This is a genomic window from Brevundimonas vesicularis NBRC 12165, assembly GCF_001592205.1.
In the GTDB taxonomy this organism is placed as follows: domain Bacteria; phylum Pseudomonadota; class Alphaproteobacteria; order Caulobacterales; family Caulobacteraceae; genus Brevundimonas; species Brevundimonas vesicularis.
On the sequence record NZ_BCWM01000017.1, the window covers coordinates 59201 to 86154 of the forward strand.

Below are 26954 nucleotides of genomic sequence, written 5' to 3' on the forward strand. Positions count from 1 at the left end.
AGATCCGCAGTCAATCCGACGGCGCACCATCAAGCGCGTGCTCAGCGATGAAGTCGACGACCGCGCGGCCATTCGGCGTGGAGGGCGTCACCACATCGAAATGGTTGGCGCCTTGAGGGACCAGAACCTCGATATCATCGCCGCCTTGGCGCGCGGCCGCGATATAGGATTGCATGAACTCACCCAGGTCCGCGGGCACGAGCAGTTGCCGGAGTCCCAGAGGCAGATGATCCTGCGGACTGGCGATCAAATATTCAGCCGGCTTTTCCGACGGCGTCCCGCCCATCAGCGGGGCGATGACAGGCTCCCCGCAGACCTGGGCGTCGACGCCGACGAACGGCGCCAGTGTGCCGGGACCATCGATGGCGACGACGCTTTGCGGATGGATAGGCGTCGCCGACCAAGGCGCAGCTAGACGCGGCCGGGACGCCGCCCACAGGGCGAAGAACGCGCCCGCCGAATGGCCCACGATAGTCACGCGATCGAGATCGAGCCTGTAGCGCGGCGCAACTTCAGCCAGCTTATCCACCGCGTGCGCCACATCCTGAAACGTGCCGGGCCAGCCGCCGCCCGGATCGCCGACGCGACGGTATTCGATATTCCAAGTCGCAAAGCCCTTCTGGCCCAAAGCGTCGGCCAAGGCGGCGATGCCGCGCCGGTTATCGACGCTGGCTTTGAAGCAGCCGCCATGCATGATGATCGCAACCGGGAACGGCCCGTCCCCTGCCGGAACACGCAGATCGGCCACCTGCAACGGACCGTCGCCATAGGCGATGGTGGCCACGGGCTGCGATGCCCGCGCGCCCTCGGCCTTGTAGATGGTTTCCGGGGACTGAGCCCATGCCAGGTTCGTCGAACACAGCAGGATGGTGACGCAACCGACCAAAGACAATCGACGCACGACACTCTCCCACGATCTGTTCCGAGCAACCCTCTCACAGCGGGAGACACTCCACAATCGTCGTTCGCCGAAGAGGTCAGCCCGTTCGATCGTCTCCGATCGCGCCCCGCGCCTCACCCGCCAAAGCGAAAAACCGCTCCCGCACCTCTGCTGCGAACGGGTTGTCGCGTTCGATGGCGCGGAAGACGGCGGGGCTGTCGTGGCGGACCATGTCGACGGCCTGCATCAGCCGGTCGAAACTGGCGGTGGTCATGCGCGTCGGCAGGGGCTCCATCGCCATCAGGACGCGGGCGATCAGATGGGTCAGGCCCTGCACCGTGGCGGCCTCGCGGTCGTGGTCCTCGGGGCTGACCTGAAACACCTTAAGCCTCAGCGCCCGGCGGCAGAAGGCGGCGACGCGGCGGGCGTCTCTCGCCCCCCTCACCTTGCACACGGCGATCCGCAGGCCCGCGATGCCGTCCTTGCCGCTCTGCGGGCCGAACAGGGGATGGGTGCCGACGATCTGCACGCCGGGCGGCAGCAGGGCGTCCATCGCCTGCGTCGGCTTCACCTTCACCGAGCCCACGTCGATCACGAGGGCGTCGGGCCTTAGGAGCGGGCCGATGGCGATCAGCGTCGCCTCCAACGCCTCGACCGGCACGGCCAGCACCACCGTGGGACAGGCCGCAGCGGTCGCCAGATCGGTCAGGGTCGCGAGGCCTTCGTCATCGCTCGCGGCCGGATCATGCGCCAGGATGTCGAACCCCGGCGACAGATGCCGCGCCGTCAGCCGCCCGAAGGCGCCGAAGCCGATCAGGCCGAGCGTTTCCCTCACAGTGTCTCCATGAACCGCACCGGCCGCCCGTGCGCCGATCCGATCAGTTCGCCGTCCTGCATCACCACCCGGCCGCGCACGATCGTCGCCATCGGCCAGCCTGTCGCCTCCACCCCATCGAACGGGGTCCAGCCGCAGCGCGTCGCCTGCTGATCGTGGGTGATCGTCCGCTTGGCTTTCAGATCGACGATGGTCAGGTCAGCGTCATAACTGACAGCCATCCGCCCCTTGTTCGCGGTCCCGAACACCCGCTGCGCCCCCGCCGAGGTCAGGTCGATGAAGCGCTCCAGCGACAGCCGCCCATTGGCCACATGGGTCAGCATCAGCGGCACCAGCGTCTGCACACCCGGCATGCCGGACGGCGAGGCCGGATAGGGCTTGGCCTTCTCCTCCTTGGTGTGCGGCGCGTGGTCCGAGCCCAGCACGTCGGCCACGCCCTGCTGCATGCCCCAAAGCCACAGGGCGTCCACATGCTCCTGCGACCGGATCGGCGGGTTCATCTGGGCATAGCTGCCCAGCCGCTCATAGGCTTCCGGTCCAACCAGGGTCAGGTGCTGGGGCGTGATCTCGACGGTGGCGACATCCTTGTGGAAGCGCAGATATTCCATCTCGTCCTTGGTCGTGACGTGCAGCACATGGATGCGCGCGCCCGTCTCCTGGGCCAAGCCGACCAGGCGGCGGGTCGAGCGGATGGCGCTTTCGGCGTCACGGACCTCGGGGTGGCTGGTCCAATCGCCGGTGCGGGCCAGGCCGCGCCGCTCGACCAGCCGGTATTCGTCCTCGGAGTGGAAGGTGGCGCGTCGGCGCACATTGGACAGGACCTTACGCACCCCCTCGTCGTCGGCGATCAGCAGGTCGCCGGTCGAGGCGCCCATGAAGACCTTGACCCCGCAGCAGCCCGGCAACCGCTCCAGCTCGCTCAGATAGTCCGCATTCTCGTGCGTGCCGCCGACGTAGAAGGCGTGGTCCGTCCACATCCGATCCTTCGCCCGCGCCAGCTTGTCGGCCATGGTGTCGGGGTCGGTGGTGTTGGGATTGGTGTTTGGCATCTCGAACACGGCGACGACGCCGCCTAGGGCCGCCGCGCGGCTGCCCGTCTCCAGATCTTCCTTCCACTCCAGCCCCGGCTCGCGGAAATGGACCTGGGTGTCGATCACCCCGGGCAGGACCGTCAGACCCGTCGCGTCGAAGACTTCACCCGCCGAGGCCTGGGACAGGTCGCCGATAAAGGCGATCTTGCCGTCGATCACCCCGACATCCGCCATGCCCCGCCCCGCATGGTTCGCCACTTCGCCGCCACGGACGATCAGGTCATAGGTCTGGGTCATGAGAAATCCTGCGGGTGTTTCCGCGGTTCTAGCGGATGCAGCGTCGACCATGAAAGCCGCTAAACGCTCTCCCTCCCCGTTCGGGGAGGGTGGCCGAGCCGCAGGCGAGGTCGGGTGGGGACGGCAAGGTGAAACGACACAGGTCCGTCGCAGGATGGCCGGCCGCACCCACCCGGCCGCTTCGCGGCCACCCTCCCCGAACGGGGAGGGAGATCGGGTTCAGCCCCGCGCCTTCAACATCCGCTGCGCCGCCTTCATCACCCGCTCCCACGGCAGATCCATCATATGCTGGATCGCCTGGTTCAGTCGCGGATCCAGCTTCTTGAACTCTTCATAGGTGCGCGGCCCGCGCACGGCTTCGCCCTTCCAGGGTCCGCGCACGGTCTCGTCCGACGGTCCAAACACGGCCACCACCGGCGCGCCCGAGGCCACGGCCAGCTGGGTCCAGATCGAGTCCGCCCCGATATACAGCACCGACGCCGACAGGGCCGCCACCGTCTGCAGGCGCGTCAGCCTGCCCTGAAGCTCGATCACCCGCGCGCGCGGCACGGCGTAGCGGATCGTGTGCGCCGCCTCGCGGTCGATCTCCTCGCCCACGATCATCAGCCGCCCGCCCGCCAGCGGCCCGTCGTCGGCCAGCAGCTTGGCCGCGACCTTGGCGTAGCGTTCGGCGGGCCAGCGCTTGCCCATCCATTCCACGCCCGGCCCGACCGCCAGGATCGGCCCGTCTCCACCCGTCGCCGGGATCAATGCATCGACCTGGGCCCGCGTCTCATCCGAGACATAGAGTTTCGGCGCCGGAGTCTCGTCCGGCTCCAGCTTCAACACCCCCGCCGCCGCCTCGACCGCATGCAGGCCCGGCTGATCCTTGCCCCGCACCGCGCGCTTGTGCCGCCTCAGCTTGCCCGACAGGTCCGAGCCGCGCATGTCCACGACCAGCCCCCATTTGGTCGCCCGCACCTGGTTCCACAGGGCGATCCATTCGAAATGGCCTTCGCGCTCCAGCACGATCAACTTCGTCAGGCGCGGCGTATCGGCGAACAGCGGCGCGCTGGCGGCCGATCCGACGATGGTGAAGGTCGCGTGCGGCAGGCTCTCGACCAGATGCGCCAGCACGCCTGAAGACAGCACGGCGTCCTCGGCGTCCGCCTCGGCGATGTACAGGATGGGAAACCGCCCGATCATCCGTCGACGGATACAGGGATTCTATCTGCGGTTCAGCGCCAAACGCGTGTTTCCACAGGAAGGCCCCATGCGCTACAGCGACGCGCATGAGCCAGACGCCCGACGCCGCCCCCGATCCAGAAGCCGCCGCCCTTGAACGCTTCAAGGCCCAGCGCGTGACGGCCATCTACCGGCTGGATCTGATCGCCAAGGGCGCGACGATTTCCTACGAGGACGGCACGCCGATCGACATGGCCTCCGAAAAGGCCCGGCTGGAAGCGGTCGTCGCCGACATGGACCGCCGCATCGCCCGGCTGGAGCGTTCAGCCGGGTGAGCCTGCCCCTCCTCCCCGGCCGGACCTGCGGCGGTTGCGTCGAATGCTGCCGGGTCATTCCGCTGAACCTGCCGGAACTGGCCAAGCCGACGGGCGAACTGTGCGCCTATTGCGTCGACGGCGCCGGGTGTTCGGTCCACGCGATCCGGCCGAACACCTGCCGCATCTGGTTCTGCCTGTGGCGCGTGGTCGAGCTGTCGGACAACTGGCGACCAGATCGCAGCGGGGTCATCGTCCGCCCCGACGGCGTCGAGGATGGGGTCATCACCCTGTATGTCCTGCGCCGCTCCGACTTCCTGGCCTCGCCCGAGTTTTTCGTGACCGTCGCCGGCTGGGTCGCGGAAGGGATCGAGGTGGCGCTCAGCATTCCCGGCCCTGTCGGCACCTATCCCGCCCGCGCCGTCGTCATCGATTGGCTGCGCCCGGCGATCGAGGATGGCGACACGGACGCCTTCACGACGCGCGTCCTGATGTCCCTCGACACCCTGGCCGAACACGACTTCCAGCCGGACGGCGTCGTCGCGCGATATGCGGTGACGCCTTCCGGCTCCCAGCCGATCTAAGTGCAGCTCGCCAGCTAGCCTAGACCAAGGGTCTAAGGCTTCAGGCGGCCTTGTCCCAGTCCAGCACCACCTTGCCCGACTGGCCCGACTTCATGGCTTCGAAGCCTTCGCGATAGTCGGCGTAGCCCAGGCGGTGCGTGATCAGCGGGCTGAGGTCCAGCCCGGCCTTCAGCAGGCCCAGCATCTTGCGCCAGGTGGTGAACATCTCGCGGCCATAGACGCCCTTGATCGTCAGGGCCTTCAGGATGATCGCGCCCCAGTCGGTCTCCATCGGCTTGCCGGGAATGCCCAGCAGCGCCATGCCGCCGCCCATGATCAGAGTGTCGACGCACTGTTTGAAGGCGATGGGCGAGCCTGACATCTCCAGCGCCACGTCGAAGCCGACCTTCAGGCCCAGCTCCTTCATGACATCGTGGATGTCTTCCTTTGTCGTATTCACTGTGCGAACGCCCGGCGCGACCTTCTGCGCCAGCTCCAGCCGGAAGTCGTTGATGTCGGTCAGGACCACGGTGCGCGCGCCGGCGTGACGGGCCACGGCGGCCGCCATCATGCCGATGGGGCCGGCGCCGGTGACCAGCACATCCTCGCCCAGCAGGTCGAACTGCTGCGCCGTATGCACCGCATTGCCGAACGGATCGAGGATCGAGCCGATCTCATAGGGGACGTCGTCCGGCAGTTCGATCACGTTGAAGGCCGGCGCCACCACGAACTCGGCGAAGGCCCCTTGGCGGTTGACGCCGATGCCGCGCGTCTTGGGGTCCAGGTGGAAGTGACCGGCGCGGGCGGCTTCCGAGTTCAGGTCGATGACGTGACCCTCGGCCGAGACGCGCTGGCCGATCGTCAGCGGGCGATCGACGTCCTTGCCGATGGCGACGATCTCGCCGGCGAACTCGTGGCCGGTGATCATCGGGGTCGGGACGTTCTTCTGGGACCATTCGTCCCAGTTCCAGATGTGGATGTCGGTGCCGCAGACGGCGGTGCGATGCACCCGGATCAGCACGTCTTCCGGTCCCGCCTCGGGGATCGGCGCGTCGATCAGTTCGAGGCCGACGCCGGGCGCGGTCTTGGCCAGGGCCTTCATCGTGTCGGTCATAGTCTCAACTCCCTGAAATCGTGGCTCCGGGTTTATCCCGAAGCCTGCGACTGAGGCCCCACGCCTCCTCGCCGCTTGGTCTTCGTCGATGGCGGGCGAAAGGGGCTAAATGACGCCCAGCTCCCGGCCCGCCTGGGTGAACACTTCGACCGTCCGGTCGATCTGATCGAAGGTATGCGCCGCCGACATCTGTGTGCGGATGCGGGCCTGGCCACGCGGCACGACGGGGAACGAGAACCCGATCACATAGACGCCCAGCTCCAACGCCCGCGCCGCGAAATCCTGCGCCAGTTTGGCGTCGCCCAGCATGACCGGAATGATCGGATGCTCGCCGTCCAGCAGGGTGAAGCCTGCGTCCGACATGGCCCCGCGATAGCGATGGGCGTTGGCCGACAGGCGGGTGCGCAACGCATCGCCCTCGGCGCCTTGTGCGATGCGGATCGCCTCCAGGCTGGACCCGCACACGGCCGGCGCCAGGGCGTTAGAGAACAGATAGGGCCGCGCACGCTGTTTCAGCAGTTCGACCACCGACTTCTTCGCGCAGATGAAACCGCCCATGGCGCCGCCCAGGGCCTTGCCGAAGGTGCCAGTGACGAAATCCACCTCGACACCGTGATGGGCGAACGAGCCCTTGCCTTGCGGGCCCAAAAAGCCCGTCGCGTGACAGTCGTCCACCATGATCAGGGCGTCATATTTGTCGGCCAGCGCCCGGATCTCGTCCAGCTTGGCGATATAGCCGTCCATCGAAAAGGCGCCGTCGGTGGCGATGATGATGTCGCGGGCGCCCGCCGCGCGGGCCTCCTTCAGCCGGCTCTCCAGCTCGTCCATGTCGGAGTTGGCGAAGCGATAGCGTTTGGCCTTGCACAGCCGAACCCCGTCGATGATCGAGGCGTGGTTCAGGCTGTCGGAAACGATCGCGTCGTTTTCGCCCAGCAGCGGCTCGAACAGACCGCCGTTGGCGTCGAAGGCGGCGGCGAACAGGATGGCGTCCTCAAAACCGAGATAGGCGGCGATGGCCGCTTCCAGCTCCTTGTGGATCTCCAGCGTGCCGCAAATGAATCGCACGGACGCGGTGCCCGCGCCCCACTTCGCTTGCGCCGCCATCCCGGCCTGGGTCACGCGCTCGTCGCCGGCCAGGCCAAGATAGTTGTTGGCGCAGAAGTTCAGCACGTCGCGGCCGGCGACCTGGATCACAGGCCCCTGGCGCGAGGCGATGATGCGTTCGGGCTTGGTCAGGCCCTGGGCGTCGATCTCGGACAGTTCGCCGGCGACGCGGTCGTAGAAGCTCTGGGTCATGAGCCGCGACCTACGCCGATTTTCGATCGGTTTCCACCCGCCTCAGGTCGCCGGCGCCGGGTTGGCCTCGGCCCGGATCGGACTGACGCGGATGCGGCCGCCGCAGGGGCTGAACGAGAACGGCAGGCTGACGGCGGCGGTATCGCTGGGCGCCGTGACCTTTATCGTGGCCGCGTCGGGACACGTCTTTTGCATGGCTTCATTGGGCACGACGCTCCAGGCCATTTCGAAATAGGCCTTGGCGCGGGGCGCCAGTTGGACCGGCGTCGGGGCTTGGCCTTGGCGGAAATAGCTTCCGGGACTCTGTTCGGCGCGGATGGACGACAAGGTGCGTCCGCGCGCGTCCTGCAAGGTCACTGTCGGATAGCCGGTCAGACTGCAGGCCTGGGTTCCAATATTCTGAAGACTAAAGTTGCTGACCCGGTTTCCCGCACCCGCATCGCCGTCGCCTGCCGCCAGCGTCAGTTGAGGCCCCTTGCAGGGCATCGCAGCCGGCAAGACCCCGCCGGTCGCCTCGGTCGGCGTCTGACCTGGCGTCGGCAGCGGTCCGGGCGTCGCATCCGCCCCGGGGATCGGCCGCGAGCAGCGCTCCAGCACCGCGACACCTGTGGTGCCGTCCGGACCCAGCCGGCTCAGCGTACCGCTCTCCTGCCCATCGCGCGTCGCCGTCCACCATTCCACCCCGCCGCCGACATAGCGCGCGCCGCTGGCGGCCTGCACCGAACGCAGCGCATAGGCCTGGTTCTGATGGGTCAGCTTGGCGTTGTCGCTGTCGACATACTGGACCTTAAGCGTCGCGCCGCTTTCGCAGGCATAGCCGATCGAGGGCGCATCGGATGCAGGGGCGGCCGACTGCTCGACCGGCGCGGCGGGCTGTTCCGGCTCGGTGCGAGAGCAGGCTGCGGCGCCGGTCAGGGCGGCTATGGCGACGAATGCGGTCAGGCGGTGCGACATCATGTCATGTCCTCTGGTTTCGCCTTCAACGGCCCAACCTGACCAAAGGCTCCGCTTAGTGCCCCGCTTTTGGCGCCTCCATCAGCTCGATCAATACGCCGCCCATGTCACGCGGATGCAGGAAGACGACCGGCGTCCCGTGCGCCCCGATGCGCGGCTCGCCTGTGCCCAGGATCGTCACCCCCTTGGCGCGCATCTCGGCGACGGCGGCGTGGATGTCGGCGACCTCGAAACAGACGTGATGCTGGCCGCCCTTGGGATTCTTGGCCAGGAAGCCGACAATGGGACTGGTGTCGTCATAGGGTTCGATCAGCTCGATCTGAGCCGTCGGCGTATCCACGAAACAGACCTTCACCCCCTGCGCCGGCAGGTCGAACGGCTCGCCGATCTTCGTCGCGCCGAGGATATCGCGATACAGTTTGATCGAGTCGGCGATGGATGGCGTGGCGACGCCGACGTGGTTCAGGGTGCCAATCATGACTTGTCCTTGTCGGGGGCAGGCTGGGCGTAACCCAGACGCTGGTTCAGCTTCTCGATCAGGTCGACCGCCGTATCGGCGATGGCCGAACCGGGCGGATAGACGGCGGCCGCGCCCATATCGAGCAGGGGCTGGACGTCGGACGGCGGGATCACGCCGCCGACCACGATCATGATGTCGGGCCGGCCCAGTTTCTCCAACTCGGCCTTCAGCTCGGGCACCAGCGTCAGATGCCCGGCCGCCAGCGATGATGCGCCGACCGCGTGGACGCCCTTCTCGACCGCTTCCTGAGCAGCCTCGGACGGCGTCTGGAACAGGCTGCCAGCCGTAACGTCGAAGCCCAGATCGCCGTATCCGGTCGCGACGACCTTTTGGCCCCGGTCGTGTCCGTCCTGTCCCAGTTTGGCGATCAGGATGCGCGGCGGGCCGCCGTCGTTCTCGACGAAGGTCGCCACCATCTCGCGGGCGCGGGCGAAGCGGGCGTCGGTCCCCGCCTCCTTGGCGTATACGCCCGACACGGTCTGGACCGTGGCCACGTGGCGGCCGAAGGCGACCTCCAGCGCGTCGGAGATTTCGCCCACCGTCGCCTTGGCGCGGGCGGCCTGAACCGCCAGTTCCAGCAGGTTGGCATTCCCGCGCGCCCCCTCGGTCAGGGCGTTCAGCGCCGCATCGGTCGCCGCCTGATTTCGCTCGGCGCGCAGGCGCTTCAGCTTGTCGATCTGGGCGGCCAGCACCGCCGCATTGTCGACCTTCAACATCGGAATGTCGTCGACGACGGGGTTCAGATATTTGTTCACCCCGACCACCGTCTGCTGGCCGGTGTCGATCCGGGCCTGGGTCTTGGCGGCGGACTCCTCGATCCGCAGCTTGGGGATGCCGGCTTCGATCGCCTTGGCCATGCCGCCCAGGGCCTCGACCTCAGCCATATGGGCGCGCGCCCGTTCGGCCAGTTCGTGGGTCAGCCGTTCGACATAGAAACTGCCGCCCCAGGGGTCGATGACCCGCGTCAGCCCCGTCTCCTGCTGCAACAGTATCTGGGTGTTGCGCGCGATCCGCGCCGAGAAGTCGGTGGGCAGAGCCAGGGCCTCGTCCAGCGCATTGGTGTGCAGGCTCTGCGTCTGGCCGCCCGCCGCCGCCATGGCCTCGACCATGGTGCGGGGCACATTGTTGAACACGTCCTGTGCCGCCAGCGACCAGCCCGATGTCTGGCAGTGAGCGCGCAGGCTCAGCGACTTGGGATCGACCCCGCCCTCTTTCCTGACCGCCTCGGCCCACAGCAGGCGGCCGGCGCGCATCTTGGCCACCTCCATGAAGTAGTTCATGCCGATGGCCCAGAAGAAGCTCAGGCGCGGCGCGAACCGGTCGATTGGCATGCCCGCCGCGACGCCAGCGCGCAGATACTCGATCCCGTCCGCCAGGGTGTAGGCCAGCTCAATATCCGCCGAGGCTCCCGCCTCCTGCATGTGATAGCCGCTGATCGAGATCGAGTTGAACTTCGGCGTCTCCTGCGCCGTCCAGGCGAAGATGTCCGCGATGATCCGCATCGAGGGCCCGGGCGGATAGATGTAGGTGTTGCGGACCATGAACTCCTTCAGAATGTCGTTCTGAATGGTCCCGGTCAGCTTGGCGTGCGGCACGCCCTGTTCTTCGGCCGCGACGACATACAGCGCCAAGATCGGCAGCACCGCCCCGTTCATCGTCATCGAGACCGACATCTGGTCCAGCGGGATCCCGTCGAACAGGGTCCGCATGTCATAGATGCTGTCGATGGCCACGCCCGCCATGCCGACGTCGCCCTTCACCCGCGGGTGGTCGCTGTCATAGCCCCGGTGGGTCGCCAGATCGAAGGCGATGCTCAGCCCCTTCTGACCGGCCGCCAGGTTGCGGCGATAGAAGGCGTTGGACTCCTCGGCGGTCGAGAAGCCGGCGTATTGCCGGATCGTCCAGGGATTGCCCGCATACATGGTCGGATAGGGCCCGCGCACGAACGGCGCGAACCCCGGCAGGCCGTGCGGGTGATCCAGCGCGTCCGTGCTGTCGGGACTATAGGCGGTCTCGACCGTCAGCCCCTCGGGCGTCAGCCAAGGATCGCGCGTCGGCCCCTGCCCCGTCGCATCGAGGTTCAGGGCGATCTTGCTGAAGTCGGGGAAACTCATTGAGCCGCCTCCTCGAAGGCTGCGGCAAAGCGGATCGGCGTTAATGGCTCGCAGACCCGTTCAACCGCCACGGCCGCCTCATCGCCCGCCTCGACCGGCGCCGGCCGCACGTCCGCGTCCACATATTTGGTCACGCCGATGATCTGGGCCGCTCCGTTCGTCAGCGCGGCCTCGCGGACCGCGCGGGCGCGGGCGATGCAGGGCTGGATGACCGAGCCCTTGAGCGCGTCGACCAGACCGCCTTCGGCCTCGATCATCTGGAACTCGGCCCAGCCGGCCTCCGCCAGGTCCCGCGTCCGGGCGTCCAGATACCAGGAGCCGGCGGCCGGATCGTCGACCCGACCCAAATTGGCCTCCTCCATCAACACCAGCTGAGTGTTCCTCGCCTGACGCCGGGCGAAGGCGTCCGACGTGCCTGAGGCGCGGGTGAAGCCATCCAGCACCACGACATCCGCCCCACCGACTGCGCCGGCGAAGCCCGCCGCCGTCAGCCGCAGCAGATTGGGCCAGGGATCGCGCGCCGACAGCATCCGCCGCGACGAGCGCGCTTCGATCACCGCCGGAACATCCACGTCGAACGCCTTCGTCAGGCTGGCCCAGATCAGCCGCATGGCCCGAACCTTGGCCAGGCTGTCGAAATATTCCGCATCGACCGACAGGCCGACGACGGTGCCGCGCAAAGCCGCCTCGACCGACATCCCGGCCTCGACCGCCGCCTTCGCATGGGCCACGACGCTGGACGCCGCAAAGGCCAGCTCCTGCGCCGCCGATCCACCCGCCTCGTGTGCGACCCGGCCGCTGGCCAGGAAGAAGGTCGCGTCGGGATAGGCGCCCGCATGACGCGCCGCCGTATTGGCCGCCAGGCTCAGATGCTCTTCCACCGAACGCGGGGCGCCGCCCGCCTCGGCGAAGGCCGAGACCGGGTCCATATGAAACTGCAGCTTGGCGCGCGGCGAGCCCTTGGCGACGACCGCCAGCGCATTGGCCGCACCCGGCCCGTCGATCCCTGCATCCAGCGCGACCGGCGCCAGCTCCAGCGCCACGCCTTCCAGCGCCCGGCTGAGCGGGGCGGAATCCGCCAGAACCCGCCCCTTCAGCACCACCGACGCCGCGCCGTTCTCCAGATCGGTCAGGACGGCGGCGTTGACCGCTTCGGCATCGTCGCCTTCCACCAGCGTCCGCAGATCCCAGGCCCGGCCTTCGGAGTCGGACGGACGCGGGGCGAAGATCGGCTGCACGCCCGTCGCGCCCGCGTACAGCGGCCGCGTCACCAGTTGGTCGGCGTCGAGATGCATCAGCACCTCGATCGGCCGATCCTTCAGCGCCTTCTGGGCCGCCTCGCGCCATTCCAGCGGCGTGGGCGCGGGAAAGCCCGTCATCACCCGAACTCCACCAGCACGTCGTCTGCCGCCACCGGATCGCCGTCCTTGGCGCCGACGGCCTTCACCACCCCGTCGCGCTCGGCCTTCAGGATGTTCTGCATCTTCATGGCCTCGATGATGGCCACCGTCTCGCCGGTCTTGACCTCCTGACCCACAACCACCGGGATCGAGACCACCAGACCCGGCATCGGCGACAGCACCATCTTCGACGTATCCGCCGCGACCTTCTCCGGCAGGCGCGCATACAGTTCGGCGACGTGGGGCCGCAGCACCCGCACCCGCGCCTTGGCCGCGCGGTGGCGGATGTCGAAGCCGTCGGCGACGCGCTTGACCTCGGCGGTGAAGGGCTCGCCGTCCAGATCGGCCTTGAACTGGGCCAGACCCGGCCGCCAGTCGATGTCCGACAGTCGGATGTCGCCCCCGCCCGTCAGGGTCAGGATCATCTCCTCATCCTCGTCATAGGACAGGCCGACGCCGTGCGGCGTTTTGTCGATCATCACGATCCAGTCGGTGCGGTCCGACGGATCGCCGTCCTGTTCGGCGATGACCTCGTGCATGGCTAGCGCCGAGGCGATCAGGATGCGCTCCTGGTCCTGCGTCGGTTTCAGGCCGTGGAAGCCGTCCGGGAACTCGTCCTTGATATAGCTGGTCGACAGATTGCCCGACTTGAACCGATCCTGATCCATCACCGCCGCCAGGAAGGGCACATTGTGGCCCAGGCCCGACAGGTGGGTGTCCTCCAGCGCGCGAGCCATGCCCTCGACCGCCGCCTCGCGCGTCTCGCCCCAGGCGCACAGTTTGGCGATCATAGGATCGTAGAACATGCTGATCTCGTCGCCCTCGCGGACGCCGGAATCGTTCCTGACCGTATAGTCCCCCTGATCGCCCTCTTCCGGCTGCTCGTATCGGACCAGCCGCCCGATCGAGGGCAGGAAGCCGCGATACGGATCCTCGGCGTAGATGCGGCTCTCGATGGCCCAGCCGTCGATCTTCAGGTCCTTCTGCTCGAAGGCCAGCGTCTCGCCCCAGGCCGAACGGATCATCTGTTCGACCAGATCGACGCCCGTAATCAGCTCCGTCACCGGATGCTCGACCTGCAGCCGGGTGTTCATCTCCAGGAAGTAGAAGCTCTTGTCCTGACCGGCGACGAACTCGACCGTGCCGGCCGAGTCATAGTTCACCGCCTGGGCTAGGGCGACGGCCTGCGCCCCCATGGCGGCGCGGGTGGCCTCGTCCAGCAAGGGGCTGGGCGCCTCCTCGATGACCTTCTGGTTGCGGCGCTGGATCGAACATTCGCGCTCGAACAGATGGACCACATGGCCGTGCTTGTCGCCCAGCACCTGGATCTCGATATGGCGCGGATCGACGATGAACTTCTCCAGGAAGACCCGGTCGTCGCCGAAGGCGTTCAGCGCCTCGGCCTTCACCGCTGCGAATCCCTCGGCCATGTCGGCGTCCGAATGGGCCACGCGGATGCCCTTGCCGCCGCCGCCGGCCGACGCCTTGATCATGACCGGATAGCCGATCTGGTTGGCGATCCTGACCGCCTCGTCCGGCGTCTCGATCAACCCCATATGGCCCGGCACGGTCGAGACCCCCGCCTCGGCCGCCAGCTTCTTGGAGCTGATCTTGTCGCCCATGGCCTCGATGGCCTCGGGGTTCGGGCCGATGAAGGCGATCCCCTCGTCCCTCAGCCGCCGCGCGAACCCGGCGTTCTCGCTCAGGAAGCCAAAGCCCGGATGCACGGCCTGCGCGCCCGTCTGGCGCACCGCCTCGACGATCTTGTCCGCCAGCAGATACGACTGCGCCGCCGGCGCCGGCCCGATCAGCACCGCCTCGTCGGCCATCTCGACCGCCAGCGACCCTGCGTCGGCCTCCGAATAGACCTGCACCGTCTGGATGCCCATGCGGCGGCAGGTCTTGATGATCCGAACCGCGATCTCGCCCCGGTTGGCGATGAGGATTTTGGAGAACATTCAGGCGCCCTTTACGTCGGCGGTGGCGTGCATATCTCGGATTTTTGACAGACCCTTGGAGCATCGATCACGAATATCGACCAAGGCATCCTGCAGTTCAGAAACTGCTTGTGGTTCACCAAAAAAGAGAAGGGTGTTGGTGGCAGCGTCGTATCCAAGCGGCACAGCAGACATGTATTCGGCCATACCCTCGTCATGTTGGACAAGTTCGACCGCTATGAAGGGCGTTCCGTCTTCTTGAATGCGAGCGTCGATGCGTTCGTCGAGATGTTCGACGTGATCGCGCCACGCACGCTGCCCCAGCGTATGGGAAGCCGTATCCGCCTCAAGACCGGTAAGCTCCCTTAGTTCTTCAGCGCGGGAATTTGCGACAACCTTTGCCTCTTTGGATCGAGCCGAAGGCCAGAATACGCGTGAAACACCCGCTGCGCTTTGAAGGCCCAGTTTAAGAGCATCAAGAACAGTTTGATTCTCTAACCTTTCAACGACTTCTGCGACAACTTCGACCCGGCCAGCTAACTCGCCTGCACGATTAAAGTGCCCCAGAGCTTTTGCCGCTTCAGTGAGCGCATAGATCAAAAAAAGCTCGCTTCGACCCACGCGTGTCATAGCGGAATATTATCGTGCTTCTTCCAGGGGTTTTCCTGGACCTTGTTCTTCAGCGTCCGCAGGGCCTTCACCAGCCGCCGCCGCGTGCCATGCGGCATGATGACGTCGTCGATGTATCCCAGCCCCGCCGCCACGAACGGATTGGCGAAGCGGTCCTTGTACTCCGCCTCGCGCGCGGCCAGGGCCGCCGGGTCGCCGGCCTCCTTGCGGAAGATGATCTCGACCGCCCCCTTGGCGCCCATGACCGCGATCTCGGCTGTGGGCCAGGCGTAGTTGACGTCGCCGCGCAGGTGTTTGGAACTCATCACATCATAGGCGCCGCCATAGGCCTTGCGCGTGATCAGGGTCAGTTTCGGCACCGTCGCCTCCGCATAGGCGAACAGCAGCTTGGCCCCGTGTTTGATCAGGGCGCCGTACTCCTGCTTGGTCCCCGGCATGAAGCCCGGCACGTCCACCAGCGTCACCAGCGGAATGTCGAAGGCGTCGCAGAAGCGCACGAACCGCGCGGCCTTGCGGCTTGAATCGATGTCCAGCACGCCCGCCAGCACCTGGGGCTGGTTGGCGACGATCCCGACCGTCTGGCCGTCCAGCCGACCGAAGCCGCAGATGATGTTCTTGGCGAAGTCGGCCCCGATCTCGAAGAAGTCGGCCTCGTCGACCACCTTCAGGATCAGCTCCTTCATGTCATAGGGCTGGTTCGGATTGGCCGGGATCAGGGTGTCCAGCGACGGCTCGTCCCGCTCGGGCTCGTCATAGCTCTCGCGCACCGGCGGCTTTTCACGGTTCGACAGCGGCAGGAAGCCGATCAGGCGGCGCACCTCCGACAGGGCCTCAAGGTCGTTCTCGAACGCCCCGTCCGCCACGCCCGACTTGCCGGCGTGAACGCGGGCGCCGCCCAGGTCCTCGTGGCTGACCACCTCATTGGTGACGGTCTTCACCACGTCGGGTCCGGTCACGTACATGTAGCTCGTGTCCTTCACCATGAAGATGAAGTCGGTGATGGCCGGCGAATAGACGTCGCCGCCAGCGCACGGGCCCATGATCACGCTGATCTGAGGGATAACCCCGCTGGCCAGGGTGTTCTGCAGGAAGATGTCGGCGTAGCCGGCCAGGCTCTCGACCCCTTCCTGAATCCGCGCGCCGCCTGCGTCGAACAGACCGATGATCGGCGCCCCCGCGGTCAGGGCCATCTTCTGCAGCTTGACGATCTTGGCCGCATGGGCGCCCGACAGGCTGCCGCCGAAGACGGTGAAGTCCTTGGAAAAGACGTAGACCAGCCGTCCGCCGATCGTGCCGCGCCCCGTCACCACCCCGTCGCCGGGGATGCGCTGGTCCTGCATGCCGAAGTCGTGGCTGCGGTGCTCGACGAACATGTCGGTCTCCTCGAAGGAGCCCTCGTCCAGCAGCACGTCGATGCGTTCGCGCGCCGTCAGCTTGCCCTTGGCGTGCTGGGCGGCGATACGCTTTTCCCCACCGCCCAGTTTGGCGGCGGCGCGACGGCGCTCCAGTTCTTCAAGGATGGCTTGAGTCATGATGGATCTTCGCCTCTCGTTCAAAGAACGCGTGGCGCCTTCATCGCAAAATGGCAAACGCAACTTTGCAAAAAGTGTGGAACTGCGCGGGCTTGCAAAGGATGGCGATATGATCTGCAAAGTTGCGAATGGCTGAGAAGCTTTTCCTGGGCGCCAAGCTGCGCAAGCTGCGCGAGGCGCGCGGCTGGACGCTGGAGGCCTGCGCCGAGCGGCTGGGCCTGTCTCCGTCCTATCTGTCGCAGATCGAGACCAACCAGCGCCCGGCGACCGCGCGCGTCCTGATCGCCCTGACCCGCGCCTTTCATGTGGACGCCAGTCTGTTCGATCTGGAGGGCGACGCCCGCCTGATCGCCGACTTGCGCGAGGCGACCACCGACATTGCGGGTCAGGCCGAACCGCCCACGGCCGCCGAGCTGAAACAGGCCGTCGCCAACACCCCGCGCCTGGCCCGACAGTTTCTGGCCCTGCACCAGACCTTCCGCCGTCTGGACGAACGGGTGAAGGCGCTGGCGACGACGCTGGTGCAGGACGGCCAGATCGAGCGGGCGCTGGAGGCCGCCCTGAGCCAGGCGCACGGCGTTCGCGTCGCCTATGTCGCCGGTCAGGAGGCGCTGCGTCGCTACGATCCCGCCAGCCGCGTCCTGACGCTGGACGCCTGGCAGCCGGGCGCGACGCGGTCGTTCCAGCTGGCGCACCAGCTGGCCCTGCTGTCCTTCCGCGATTTGATCGAAGCCGAACTGGATCAGGCCGCCTTCCGCACGGACGCCGCGCGGGACGTCGCCCGGGTCGGCCTGGCCAACTATGCGGCCGGCGCGTTGCTCTTGCCCTATCGCGCCTTCCTGGAGGCCGCGCGCGAGGAGAAGCACGACATCGACCGGCTGCGCACCCGTTTCCAGGTCAGTTTCGAACAGGTCTGCCACCGGCTCTCGACCCTGCAACGGCCGGGCTGGCGCGGCGTGCCCTTCTATTTCGCTCGCGTGGATATGGCCGGCAACATCACCAAGCGCCACAGCGCCACCCGTTTCCAGTTCGCCCGCTTCGGCGGCGCTTGCCCGCTGTGGAACGTCCACGAAGCCTTCGCGGCGCCGGACCGGATCGGGGTGCAACTGGCCGAGATGCCGGACGGCTCGCGCTACATCTCCATCGCCCGTAGCGTGTCCAAACCCAGCGGCTCCTACCTGGCCAACGACCGCCGCTACGCCCTGTCCCTGGGCTGCGAGGTCGAACATGCGGGCGCGCTGGTCTATGCGGCCGGCCTCGATCTGAACGGCCCGGCGGCCCGGATCGGCGTCAGTTGCCGCATCTGCGAGCGCACCGACTGCACCCAGCGCGCCTTCCCGCCCCTGGACCGGACCCTGCATGTGCCGGAGAACGAGCGCGGCGTGGTGCCCTATGTGCTGGATGGCCCGCGCCCCGACCGCTATTGATCGGGGCATGACCTCACACGCACCCATCGGCGTCGCCGTCGTCGGCTACGGCCTGGCGGGCCAGACCTTCCACGCCCCCCTGATCGCGGCGACCCCCGGCCTGCGCCTGACCGCCGTCGTCTCGTCCCGGCCCGAAGCGGTCCACGCCGACCTGCCTGACGTTGAGGTCCTGCCCGATCTGGACACAGCCATCGCCCGCGACGACATCGGCCTGATCGTCGTCGCCACCCCCGACGCCTTGCACGCCGAACAGTCGATCGCCGCGCTGAGTGCCGGCAAGTCGGTGGTGGTGGACAAACCCTTCGCCGCCACCTTGGCTGACGCGGAAAGCGTCGCCGCCGTCGCGGCGTCATCCCCCGGCGTCTTCAGCGTCTTCCAGAACCGCCGTTGGGACGCCGACTTCCTGACTTTGCGCGGCCTGGTCGACCAGGGCGAACTGGGCGACGTCGCCGTGTTCGAAAGCCACTATGACCGCTTCCGTCCGACCGTCACCGACCGCTGGAAGGACAGACGCGACGGCGGCGTCTGGGCCGACCTGGGTCCGCACCTGATCGACCAGGCGGTCCAGCTGTTCGGGCCGCCGCTGGCCATCTATGCCGACCTCCAGGCCCAACGTTTCGGCGCCACGGCCATCGACTACGCCCACGTTCTGCTGCGCTATGACCGTCTGCGGGTCATCCTGAACATGAGCCACCTCGCCGCCGAGGCCAGTCTCCGCTACGCCGTCCACGGCACGGGCGGCAGCTTCATCAAACGCGGCCTCGACGCCCAGGAGGGGCAGTCCAAGGCCGGCCTGCGTCCCGGCGACGCGGACTGGGGCCTCGATCCCTCGCCCGGTGTGCTGACGAAACAGATAGACGGTGAAACCGTCCGCACCACGCCGACGCCCTCACGCGGTGATTATCCCGCCTTCTACGCCGCCATGCGCGACGCGATCCTCGGCGAGGGACCGCCGCCGGTGCCCGCCGATCAGGCCCTGACCGTCATGCGCATCCTCGACGCCGGTCTGCGCAGCGCGGCGGAGCGTCGCGAGATCGCTCTCTAGCTCTTCTTGCGGCCCTTCGACGTCGCCGCAGGCGCGTGGGCCAGTCGCAGCAGATTGGCCGCACCGGGCGCTCCGAACGGCGTGCCCGCCAGGATCAGGATGCGCTGGCCCGGCTCGGCCAGACCATATTTGACCGCGCTGTTGACGGCGTCGTCCGTCACGGCCTCCAGCGAGTCCGGCTGCTCGCCCAGACGCGGCTCCAGTCCCCAGACCAGGGCCAGCCGGCGCGCGGTGTTGGGATTGGGGGTCAGCACCAGAATCGGCTTCAGCGGCCGCTCGCGCGCCATCCGCCGCGCCGTGCCGCCCAGGGTCGTGAACACCACCAGACAGCCGGTCGAGGGCGCATTCGCCGCCATCCGCGCCGCCCCGACTAGGGCGTCCACATCATGCTCGTCCATGCCGGCATGTTCGGCGCCCATCAGGCTGGGCCACATCGGATCGCGTTCGACGCGCTCGATGATCCGGCTCATGATGCCGACGGATTCCAGCGGATAGTCGCCCGACGCCGTTTCGGCCGACAGCATTAGGGCGTCCGCACCCTCATAGACCGCATTGGCCACATCGGTCGCCTCGGCGCGGGTCGGGGCCGGGGCGCTGGTCATGGATTCCAGCATCTGGGTGGCCACGATCACCGGAACGCCGCGATTGCGGGCCGCGCGCACGATCTGCTTTTGCGCCACCGGCACATCCTCGGGATCCAGCTCGACGCCCAGATCGCCACGCGCCACCATCACCCCGTCGCAGTAGTCTAGGATGGCTTCCAGATCGGCCAGGGCCGCCGGTTTCTCGATCTTGGCGAGGCAGGCCGCCTGACCATTCACGATCCGCTTCAGCTCAGCCATGTCCTCGGGCTTCTGAACGAAGCTGAGCGCCACCCAGTCCACGCCCATCCGCAGGGCGAAGGCCAAGTCTTCACGGTCTTTGGGCGTCAGGGCCGAGACCGGGATCACCGCCTCCGGCACCGCCACGCCCTTGCGGTCCGACAACTTAGAGCCGCTCTCGACCGTCACATCGGCCCACTCGTCGGTCCGCTCGCCCACACGCAGCCGCACCCGGCCGTCGTCCAGAAGCAGCAGCATGCCCTTGCGCAGCGCCTTGAAGATTTCAGGATGCGGCATCTGCACCCGCGTCTCGTCGCCGGGCGTCGGGTCCAGATCGAAACGCATGGTGTGGCCCGGCTTGACCGAGATCTCGACGTCCTTGAAACGGCCCAAACGCAGCTTCGGCCCTTGAAGGTCGGCCAACACGCCCAGCGGACGCTGCAACGCCATTTCGGCGCCGCGCACCGCCTTCAACGCGGCGGCGTGATCCTCATGCGACCCGTGGCTGAAGTTCAGGCGGAAGACGTCCACCCCCGCCTGGGCCAGCGCCTTGACGGTGCTGGGCGCACGGCTGGCGGGTCCCAGGGTGGCGACGATGCGCGCGCGACGGGCTCGGTTCATGACGTTTCCTGTTGGCTCTCTCGGACGGCAAAAAGGGGCCGCCTGGGCGATTTCGCCCTCTTCTGCCAACGAAACCCGCGCTGCGTAAGGCCGCCTTCCCCTCAGGAAACATGAGTTGACGGCCGGAAACAGGAGTTTATCTGGCCGCCGCCCCGCAAGCCGCCACAACAAATCCGTTCAGATCGATGCAGCGGCCCTCGACCTGGGGCGCGGGGACGCCGATCACATGAGCGAGGGTCGGGGCGATATCGACGGTCCGGATCGGCAGGAACCGCTCTTCGGCCTTGGCGCCCGGCCACCAGAAGATGATCGGCACGCGTCGGTCATATTCCCACGGCGTTCCGTGTCCGGCCAGGGTCGAGCCCACGCGGCCGCCCGAGGTGGTGTTCTGGGTCCAGGCGAACTGGATGTCGGGCGATCGCTCGGCGACGGTCGACAGCCGCATCCGCTCGCGCACCGTCATCATCTCCGGCTGACGGCTGTCCGGCAGAGGCTCGGCCAGCAGCCGGTCGCGCGTCTCGGCGAAGGCCACGTCGGGCAGGGCGCGCAGCATCTCGACCGCTGCTTCCGCCACCTGTGTCCGCAACGGATCGGGCAGCGACTTGTGATCCGCATCGGCGACCATCCAGCCGCTTCCGCCGGACTGCAGCGGATCGGCGTCCAGGTTGAAGCGCGCCTTCAGCGCGGCGTTGACGCCCTTGATCGCATCGGTGTCGGCGCGGTGCGCGCGCGGATAACCATGCTCATGCAGCCGCTCGACGAAGTCCGAACCGCCGTGATCAGCCGTCAGAACCACCAGGGCGCCGCCCGGAACCTCGGCCAGCCTGTCCAGGAACGCGCCCAAGGCCGCATCCAGCCGGTGCATCTGCTCGCACATCTCCGGCCCCTGGGTGCCGTACATATGGCCGATCCGGTCGGTGGCCGACAGGCTGACGCCCAGCATGTCGGTCGCCATCCCCTGCCCCAGCTTCTGGCTGTCCAGCAGATATTCCGCCGCCTTCAGCGTCTGCTCGTCCAGCAATGGCGAGGTGTCGAACTTCAGCCCCACCGGCGGCAGCACCGAATGGAAGGTCTGGCCGCGAATGGTCCAGTCGCCCGCCAGCGCTCGGCAGTCCGCGTTCTGATAGTCCCAGGCTGTCGGCGTCGCCGCCGTCCAGGCGTTGAAGTCGCTGTTGAACGCTGCAACTGGCGCCAGCTTCGCCTCGGCCGTCTGTCCCGGCTCGACATAGGTGGTCAGTCCAAACCCGTCGGTAAACCAGAAGGCCTGCCCCTGATGACCGGCCAGATTGATCGCCCCGCGATCCTTGCCCGACACCGCCATGACCTTGCTGTCCGGACTGACGGCCTTCAGCCAGTCACCCAGCGTCGTCGCACGCAGCTGGTCCGGGCCCACCGGTCCGTTGTCGGTGTCGTCACGCCCGTGCGCCAGATGGTTCTGCGGCGCGGCCAGGCAATAGACTTCCTTGCCGGTCTTGCCGTCGATCCAGTCGTTGGCGGGGATGCCGGTCTCGGCCGGGTGCATGCCGGTCAGAACCGTGGAGTGGCCCGGGCAGGTCTCGGTCAGACCATGGGTCTGATAGCCGTTGATCGACACCAGTCCCTGGTCAGCCAACCGGCGCAGGCCGCCGCTGTAGCGGCTGCGATACTGGTTGAAGAGGTTGGCGCTGAACTGATCGACCACGATGGTCACGATCAGTTTGGGCGGCGTCAGGGCCGCAGCCGATGCCTGAGGCGCGGCGGCCTGAACCGGCGGCTGGGCGACCGGCGCGCCCGCACAGGCGGCGCCCGCGATCGACAAGACGGCCAGACACGCGGCGGCGACGTGACGCGACAGGGACATGAACAACTCCAACAACAGCCGTGCGGCCTCTAGCTGTTGCGGATGGCGCCCGCGTGACAGCCCGGCTCGCTCCTAGTGCGATTCCTTGGACCGCAGGCGCGCGACCTGATGCAGGACCAGCACCACCACCCCGCCGACGATCAGCCCGATCACGGCCGAGGCCACCGCCGTCGTCAGCCAGCTCATCACGCCGGCCAACGGCCCGAACAGTTCGCCGACGGCATGCGACAGATGCTCGACCGGTACCGCCGGCCAGTGCAGCCCCAGCGTATGGGAACCATGCAGCAGAATGCCGCCGCCGACCCACAGCATGGCCGCCGTGCCGATCGCCGACAGGGCGCTCATCACCATCGGCATGCCCTTGACCAGACCCCGCCCCAAAGCGCGCACCCCGCCATTGGGCCGTTGAGCCAGATGCAGGCCGATGTCGTCCATCTTCACGATCAGGCCGACCGCGCCATAGACGACCACGGTCATGGCGATGCCGACCACAGCCAGCACAGCGGCCTGGGTCAAGATCGGCTGCGCCGCCACATCGGCCAGGGCGATGGCCATGATCTCGGCAGACAGGATCAGGTCAGTGCGCACCGCGCCAGACACCGTCGTCTTCTCCAGCGCCGCCGCATCGCGCGCGACCGGCGCGGCATCCTCATGCCCGCCGTGCCCCATCGCCTCCAGCAGCTTTTCCGCCCCCTCGAAACACAGATAGGTCCCGCCGCACATCAGGATCGGGGTGATGGCCCAGGGCGCGAAGGCGCTGAGCACCAGGGCCACCGGCAGGATGAAGATCAGCTTGTTGCGAAACGACCCGAGCGCAATCTTGCTGATGATCGGCAGTTCGCGGCTGGGCGACAGGCCCATGACATAGCGCGGCGTCACCGCCGCATCGTCCACCACCACGCCGGCGGCCTTGGTCGAGGCCTTGCCCGCCGCCGCTCCCACGTCATCCAGCGACGCGGCCGCCAGCTTTGCGATGCCGGCGACGTCGTCCAGCAGCGCGATCAGTCCAGACGGCATAGTCAGTCTTCCCGGCTGGGCGGCACATTGACGCCCTGCGATTTCAAATAGGATTTGATGTTGCGCGCGGCCTGGCGGATGCGCTGTTCGTTCTCGACCATGGCGATGCGCACGAAGCCCTCGCCGTTCTCGCCATAGCCGACGCCCGCCGCCACCGCGACCTTGGCGTGGGTCAGCAACTGCTTGGAAAACTCCAGACTGCCCAAATGCTTCAGCGCCGGCGGCAAGGGCGCCCAGGCGAACATGGAGGCGGCGGGTTTGGGAATGTCCCAGCCCGCGCGGCCGAAACTCTCGACCAGCACATCTCGCCGGCGGTGATAGAGTTTGCGGTTCTGCTCGACGATGTCCTGCGGCCCGTTCAGCGCGGCGCACGCCGCCGCCTGGATCGGCGTGAAGGCGCCGTAGTCGAGGTAGGATTTCACCCGCGTCATGGCCGCGATCAGCTTCTTGTTGCCGACCGCGAACCCCATGCGCCAGCCGGCCATGCTGTAGGTCTTCGACAGCGAGGTGAACTCGATGGCCACGTCCTTGGCCCCCGGCACCTGCAGGATCGAGACCGTCGGCTTGCCATCGTAATAGAGTTCCGAATAGGCCAGGTCGCTGATGATCCACAGGTCGTTGGCCTTGGCGAAAGCCACGACGCGTTCGTAGAAGGCCAGGTCCACCGTCTCCGCCGTCGGGTTCGACGGATAGTTCATCACCAGGATCTTGGGCCGGGGCACGGTGAAGGCCATGGCCCGCTCCAGCGCCTCGAAATACTTCTCGTCCGGCGTGGTCGGCACGCTGCGGATCGCGGCGCCGGCGATGATGAAGCCGAAGGTGTGGATCGGATAGGACGGATTGGGCGCCAGGATCACGTCGCCCGGCTCGGTGATGGCCGTGGCCAGGCTGGCCAGCCCCTCCTTGGAGCCCATGGTGACGATCACCTCGGTCTCGGGGTCCAGGTCGACGCCGAAGCGGCGGCCATAGTAGTTGGCCTGGGCGCGACGCAGGCCGGGAATGCCCCGCGAGGCCGAATAGCCGTGGGCGTCGGGCTTGCGCGCCACCTCGATCAGCTTGTCGATCACATGCTGGGGCGGCGGCAGGTCGGGGTTGCCCATCCCCAGGTCGATCACGTCCTCGCCCGCCGCACGGGCCGCCGCGCGCATCGCATTGGTCTCGGCGATGACATAGGGCGGCAACCGCTTCATGCGGTAGAATTCTTCGGACATGACAGGCTCGTCGTTGGGATCTGCGGCCGTGGATCGACCGCCTTTAGCGCTTAGCGCGCCAGCGGCCTCGCGCAACAGCATTGAAGGTCATTTTCACCTTTCAGGCGTACGAAATCTGTGCGTCGCGCAAAAACTTGGTCGAAATGGCTGCCGGTCAGCGCCCTCAATAGCTCAACCGCAAACCGACGCTGAGCGTTCGCGGCGGGCCGTATCCGGCGACGCCCGTGCCCGTTTCCGACACCTCGACATCCTCGTCGAACAGATTGTCCGCCGCCATCCAAAGGGTCGCGTTCGGCGTGAAGGCCCACTCCCCTCGCGCATCCAGCGTCGCGGCGGCGTCCAGCACCCGGCTGTTCAGGTCGTCGTCGAACCGGCTCGATTCATAACGTGCCGCCAGGGCCAGGGTCAGTCGATCGGTCGCGCGCCAATCCAGCCCGGCCGTGGCGCTCCACTCCGGCGCCTGTGCGGGGCGCAAGCCGGTCAGCTGCGCGGCGGACGATCCGCCGTCGATCTCGGCGTCGGTCCAGGACGCAGCGGCGTTCAGCGACACGGCTGACGACAGGTCCAGCGCCCCCGTCAGTTCCACGCCCCAGGCGTCGATGGTCCCGGCGTTTTGGCGCTGGCGCAGCACGCCGCCTGCCGGCACGAACCCGGCGCGCGGGAAGGTCGCCGGCCCGGACCCGAGCGTCACATTGACGATGGCGTCCTCGATCTGGTTCCAGAACACCGACGCGCCCCAACGCACGCCGGCGCGGTCGAAGGCCAATCCCGTCTCCACACCCTTCAGCGTTTCCGGCGTCAGGGCGGCGTTGGCCTCGGTGATGTCGTTGCCGACGCGGAACGGCCGATGCAGTTCGTTCAACGTGGCGGGCCGGAACCCGGAATAGGCTGCCGTCCGCGCCGCATAGCCGCCGCCCAGATCACGCCGAAGGGCCAGACGCGCGCTGACCACCTCGCCCGACCGATCCGAGTCGCTCTCGTTCAGCAGGACGGCGCCGGTCGCCAGCGTGTTCTCCTGACGAAATCCGCCCGTATTCTCCCACCGATCCACCCGAACTCCGCCAGCCACCAGCCATTCGGCCGCGGTCCAGGACGCATCGACATAGGCGCCGGCCACAGCCGTCTCCCCGCCCGCACGCCGAATACGGGTGAAACCCGCGCCCGTTGGATTACTGAAGAGTTCGTTGGTCTCGCCGTCGTTGAAGCGCGCATCCGCGCCAAGCTCCCACTCCAGCCGTCCGCCCGCGAACTCCGTCATTCTACGGCGCAGCGCCGCATTCAGCCCCCATCCCGTCGCGGGCGTCTTGAACTGATCGTTGGCCGGCGTCGTGGTCGAGCGGTCGGCCGACACCGAGGCCGAACTGTTGGCCAGATTGCTGTCGATCCGCCATGCCTGTAGCCGCCAGCCATAGCCGTCGGCCATCGGCGTCTGCGCCGCCGTGGCGCTCAGGCTGTGCCCGCTGGCGTTGGCGCGCGTTCCGGCCAGCCCCGATCCGCGATCCTCTTCCCAGGTTGCCGCCCTGACGGACAGGTTCGCCTGTCCCAAGGCCGTATCGACCCGCAGCGATGCACTTCGGCTGTCGAGATCCAGCGGCGTGTCCGCTGCGCCTGCCGCCGGCCCGCGCACGGGCACATAGCCGTCGCTGACTTCGCGCAAGCCGCTCAACGTCACCGCCAAAGGTCCCAGTCGGGTGGAGCCGGAGCCCGCCGCCCGCAAGCCGCCCCGCTCGGATGCGGACACATCCAGCGCGCCGCCTTTCCCGCGTTCACGCAGGGTGATCGTGCCCGTCAGCGCGCCCGCGCCATAGGGGCCCGAGCCCGCGCCCCGGATCACATCCAGGCTCTCCAGAGATTCCGGCGTCGCCTGGGACCAGATGACCCAGCCCCCGAACGGATCGTTCAGCGGCACGCCGTCCAGCATGACTAGCGTCCGTCCTGCCCCAGACGGCGCGATGGCCCTCAGCGAAATCCCTTGCGTCGTCGGATTGGCCGCCGCGCTGCTGGTGCGTCGAAACAGCGACACAGCGGGCACGGACCGCAACGCCTCGTCGAGACGCGACGATCGGGACAGCACCGTCTCATCGATCCGCACAACGGAAAACGCGGCGTCCGCCGCCGCCGGCGGCAGACGCGCTGCGGTGACGACGATCTCGGACAGGGCGGTGGGCGGAGTCACATCTTGAAGCATCATCGTCCCTACGGATTTGCCGGCCAAGGGCAAAGCCTGACCTGGAAAGAAAGATTCAACTCACCCCGTTGATCGTGAGGCCCAAACCGCATCGCTGTTAAGCGAGAGCCCGTCAGCCCTACGAAAACCATGTCGATCAACGGGCGGCTTGGTTCTGGACACGAAAAAACCCGCTATCCTCTTGGAATAGCGGGTTAAAACTT

The 26954-nt window shown here is 67.3% G+C and carries 23 protein-coding genes; 5 read left to right on the forward strand and 18 right to left on the reverse strand.

Features of this window, described 5'->3' with window-relative positions:
- Nucleotides 1–10: 10 nt before the first annotated feature.
- The 4 genes from BVE01S_RS13520 to BVE01S_RS13535 all read right to left on the reverse strand — a co-directional run bounded on the left by BVE01S_RS13520 (nucleotide 11) and on the right by BVE01S_RS13535 (nucleotide 4228).
- On the reverse strand, nucleotides 11–901 hold the full coding sequence (locus BVE01S_RS13520; RefSeq protein ID WP_146112042.1) for an alpha/beta hydrolase family protein: 891 nt from the start codon (nucleotides 899–901) through the stop codon (nucleotides 11–13).
- Between the two features lie 76 nt (nucleotides 902–977).
- Entirely contained in the window at nucleotides 978–1715 is a 738-nt protein-coding gene (locus BVE01S_RS13525; RefSeq protein WP_066628562.1) for a prephenate dehydrogenase/arogenate dehydrogenase family protein, read from the reverse strand.
- Entirely contained in the window at nucleotides 1712–3043 is a 1332-nt protein-coding gene (locus BVE01S_RS13530) for a dihydroorotase (protein WP_066628565.1), read from the reverse strand. Before BVE01S_RS13530 ends, BVE01S_RS13525 begins: the two co-directional genes overlap by 4 nt.
- Before the next feature lie 219 nt (nucleotides 3044–3262).
- Entirely contained in the window at nucleotides 3263–4228 is a 966-nt protein-coding gene (locus tag BVE01S_RS13535) for a glycosyltransferase family 9 protein (RefSeq protein WP_066628568.1), read from the reverse strand.
- Nucleotides 4229–4314: 86 nt separating this feature from the next.
- On the opposite strand from BVE01S_RS13535, the gene BVE01S_RS13540 reads away from it, so the two are divergent.
- Together BVE01S_RS13540 and BVE01S_RS13545 are read left to right on the forward strand one after the other, a co-directional pair.
- Complete coding sequence (locus BVE01S_RS13540; protein WP_066628571.1) at nucleotides 4315–4542, forward strand: hypothetical protein; 228 nt, start codon at nucleotides 4315–4317, stop codon at nucleotides 4540–4542.
- On the forward strand, nucleotides 4539–5105 hold the full coding sequence (locus BVE01S_RS13545; protein ID WP_066628580.1) for a hypothetical protein: 567 nt from the start codon (nucleotides 4539–4541) through the stop codon (nucleotides 5103–5105). Before BVE01S_RS13540 ends, BVE01S_RS13545 begins: the two co-directional genes overlap by 4 nt.
- A gap of 40 nt (nucleotides 5106–5145) precedes the next feature.
- Here BVE01S_RS13545 and tdh read toward each other — a convergent pair whose 3' ends face one another.
- The 9 genes from tdh to BVE01S_RS13585 all read right to left on the reverse strand — a co-directional run bounded on the left by tdh (nucleotide 5146) and on the right by BVE01S_RS13585 (nucleotide 16581).
- Nucleotides 5146–6198 (reverse strand): L-threonine 3-dehydrogenase, encoded by a 1053-nt coding sequence (tdh, locus tag BVE01S_RS13550; protein WP_066628582.1) that lies wholly within the window; start codon nucleotides 6196–6198, stop codon nucleotides 5146–5148.
- Nucleotides 6199–6303: 105 nt separating this feature from the next.
- The gene (locus tag BVE01S_RS13555; RefSeq protein ID WP_066628587.1) at nucleotides 6304–7494 is read right to left on the reverse strand and encodes a glycine C-acetyltransferase; all 1191 of its coding nucleotides are present in this window, start codon (nucleotides 7492–7494) and stop codon (nucleotides 6304–6306) included.
- 42 nt (nucleotides 7495–7536) lie between these two features.
- Entirely contained in the window at nucleotides 7537–8451 is a 915-nt protein-coding gene (locus tag BVE01S_RS13560; protein WP_066628590.1) for a DUF4232 domain-containing protein, read from the reverse strand.
- Nucleotides 8452–8503: 52 nt separating this feature from the next.
- Complete coding sequence (mce, locus tag BVE01S_RS13565; RefSeq protein ID WP_066628593.1) at nucleotides 8504–8926, reverse strand: methylmalonyl-CoA epimerase; 423 nt, start codon at nucleotides 8924–8926, stop codon at nucleotides 8504–8506.
- Nucleotides 8923–11082: a methylmalonyl-CoA mutase gene (gene scpA, locus BVE01S_RS13570; RefSeq protein WP_066628595.1), complete on the reverse strand. Its 2160-nt coding sequence runs from the start codon at nucleotides 11080–11082 to the stop codon at nucleotides 8923–8925. The genes mce and scpA overlap by 4 nt, the downstream gene beginning before the upstream one ends.
- Nucleotides 11079–12461: a methylmalonyl-CoA mutase family protein gene (locus tag BVE01S_RS13575; protein WP_066628633.1), complete on the reverse strand. Its 1383-nt coding sequence runs from the start codon at nucleotides 12459–12461 to the stop codon at nucleotides 11079–11081. The genes scpA and BVE01S_RS13575 overlap by 4 nt, the downstream gene beginning before the upstream one ends.
- Nucleotides 12461–14440: an acetyl-CoA carboxylase biotin carboxylase subunit gene (locus BVE01S_RS13580; protein WP_066628596.1), complete on the reverse strand. Its 1980-nt coding sequence runs from the start codon at nucleotides 14438–14440 to the stop codon at nucleotides 12461–12463. Before BVE01S_RS13580 ends, BVE01S_RS13575 begins: the two co-directional genes overlap by 1 nt.
- Entirely contained in the window at nucleotides 14441–15019 is a 579-nt protein-coding gene (locus BVE01S_RS16860) for a hypothetical protein (RefSeq protein WP_157076464.1), read from the reverse strand.
- 26 nt (nucleotides 15020–15045) lie between these two features.
- Nucleotides 15046–16581 (reverse strand): acyl-CoA carboxylase subunit beta, encoded by a 1536-nt coding sequence (locus BVE01S_RS13585; protein WP_066628598.1) that lies wholly within the window; start codon nucleotides 16579–16581, stop codon nucleotides 15046–15048.
- Here BVE01S_RS13585 and BVE01S_RS16865 point away from each other — a divergent pair.
- From BVE01S_RS16865 to BVE01S_RS13595, 3 genes are read left to right on the forward strand one after another with little or no spacing between them, the layout of a single operon-like run.
- A complete protein-coding gene (locus BVE01S_RS16865; RefSeq protein ID WP_153923009.1) occupies nucleotides 16580–16717 on the forward strand; it encodes a hypothetical protein in 138 nt (45 codons plus the stop codon). The genes BVE01S_RS13585 and BVE01S_RS16865 overlap by 2 nt on opposite strands.
- Entirely contained in the window at nucleotides 16710–18008 is a 1299-nt protein-coding gene (locus BVE01S_RS13590) for a helix-turn-helix domain-containing protein (RefSeq protein WP_066628602.1), read from the forward strand. The genes BVE01S_RS16865 and BVE01S_RS13590 overlap by 8 nt, the downstream gene beginning before the upstream one ends.
- A gap of 7 nt (nucleotides 18009–18015) precedes the next feature.
- Complete coding sequence (locus tag BVE01S_RS13595) at nucleotides 18016–19053, forward strand: oxidoreductase (protein ID WP_066628635.1); 1038 nt, start codon at nucleotides 18016–18018, stop codon at nucleotides 19051–19053.
- On the opposite strand, the gene pyk is transcribed toward BVE01S_RS13595, so the two are convergent.
- From pyk to BVE01S_RS13620, 5 genes are all read right to left on the reverse strand, one after another.
- Complete coding sequence (gene pyk / locus BVE01S_RS13600) at nucleotides 19050–20495, reverse strand: pyruvate kinase (RefSeq protein WP_055753148.1); 1446 nt, start codon at nucleotides 20493–20495, stop codon at nucleotides 19050–19052. The genes BVE01S_RS13595 and pyk overlap by 4 nt on opposite strands.
- A gap of 136 nt (nucleotides 20496–20631) precedes the next feature.
- Nucleotides 20632–22335: an alkaline phosphatase family protein gene (locus BVE01S_RS13605; protein ID WP_066628636.1), complete on the reverse strand. Its 1704-nt coding sequence runs from the start codon at nucleotides 22333–22335 to the stop codon at nucleotides 20632–20634.
- 72 nt (nucleotides 22336–22407) lie between these two features.
- The gene (locus BVE01S_RS13610) at nucleotides 22408–23352 is read right to left on the reverse strand and encodes a DUF808 domain-containing protein (protein ID WP_066628604.1); all 945 of its coding nucleotides are present in this window, start codon (nucleotides 23350–23352) and stop codon (nucleotides 22408–22410) included.
- A 2-nt stretch (nucleotides 23353–23354) separates the two neighbouring features.
- Nucleotides 23355–24563, reverse strand: a complete 1209-nt coding sequence (locus BVE01S_RS13615; RefSeq protein WP_066628638.1) for an LL-diaminopimelate aminotransferase — start codon at nucleotides 24561–24563, stop codon at nucleotides 23355–23357.
- Between the two features lie 163 nt (nucleotides 24564–24726).
- On the reverse strand, nucleotides 24727–26751 hold the full coding sequence (locus BVE01S_RS13620; RefSeq protein ID WP_066628640.1) for a TonB-dependent receptor: 2025 nt from the start codon (nucleotides 26749–26751) through the stop codon (nucleotides 24727–24729).
- Nucleotides 26752–26954: the final 203 nt, after the last annotated feature.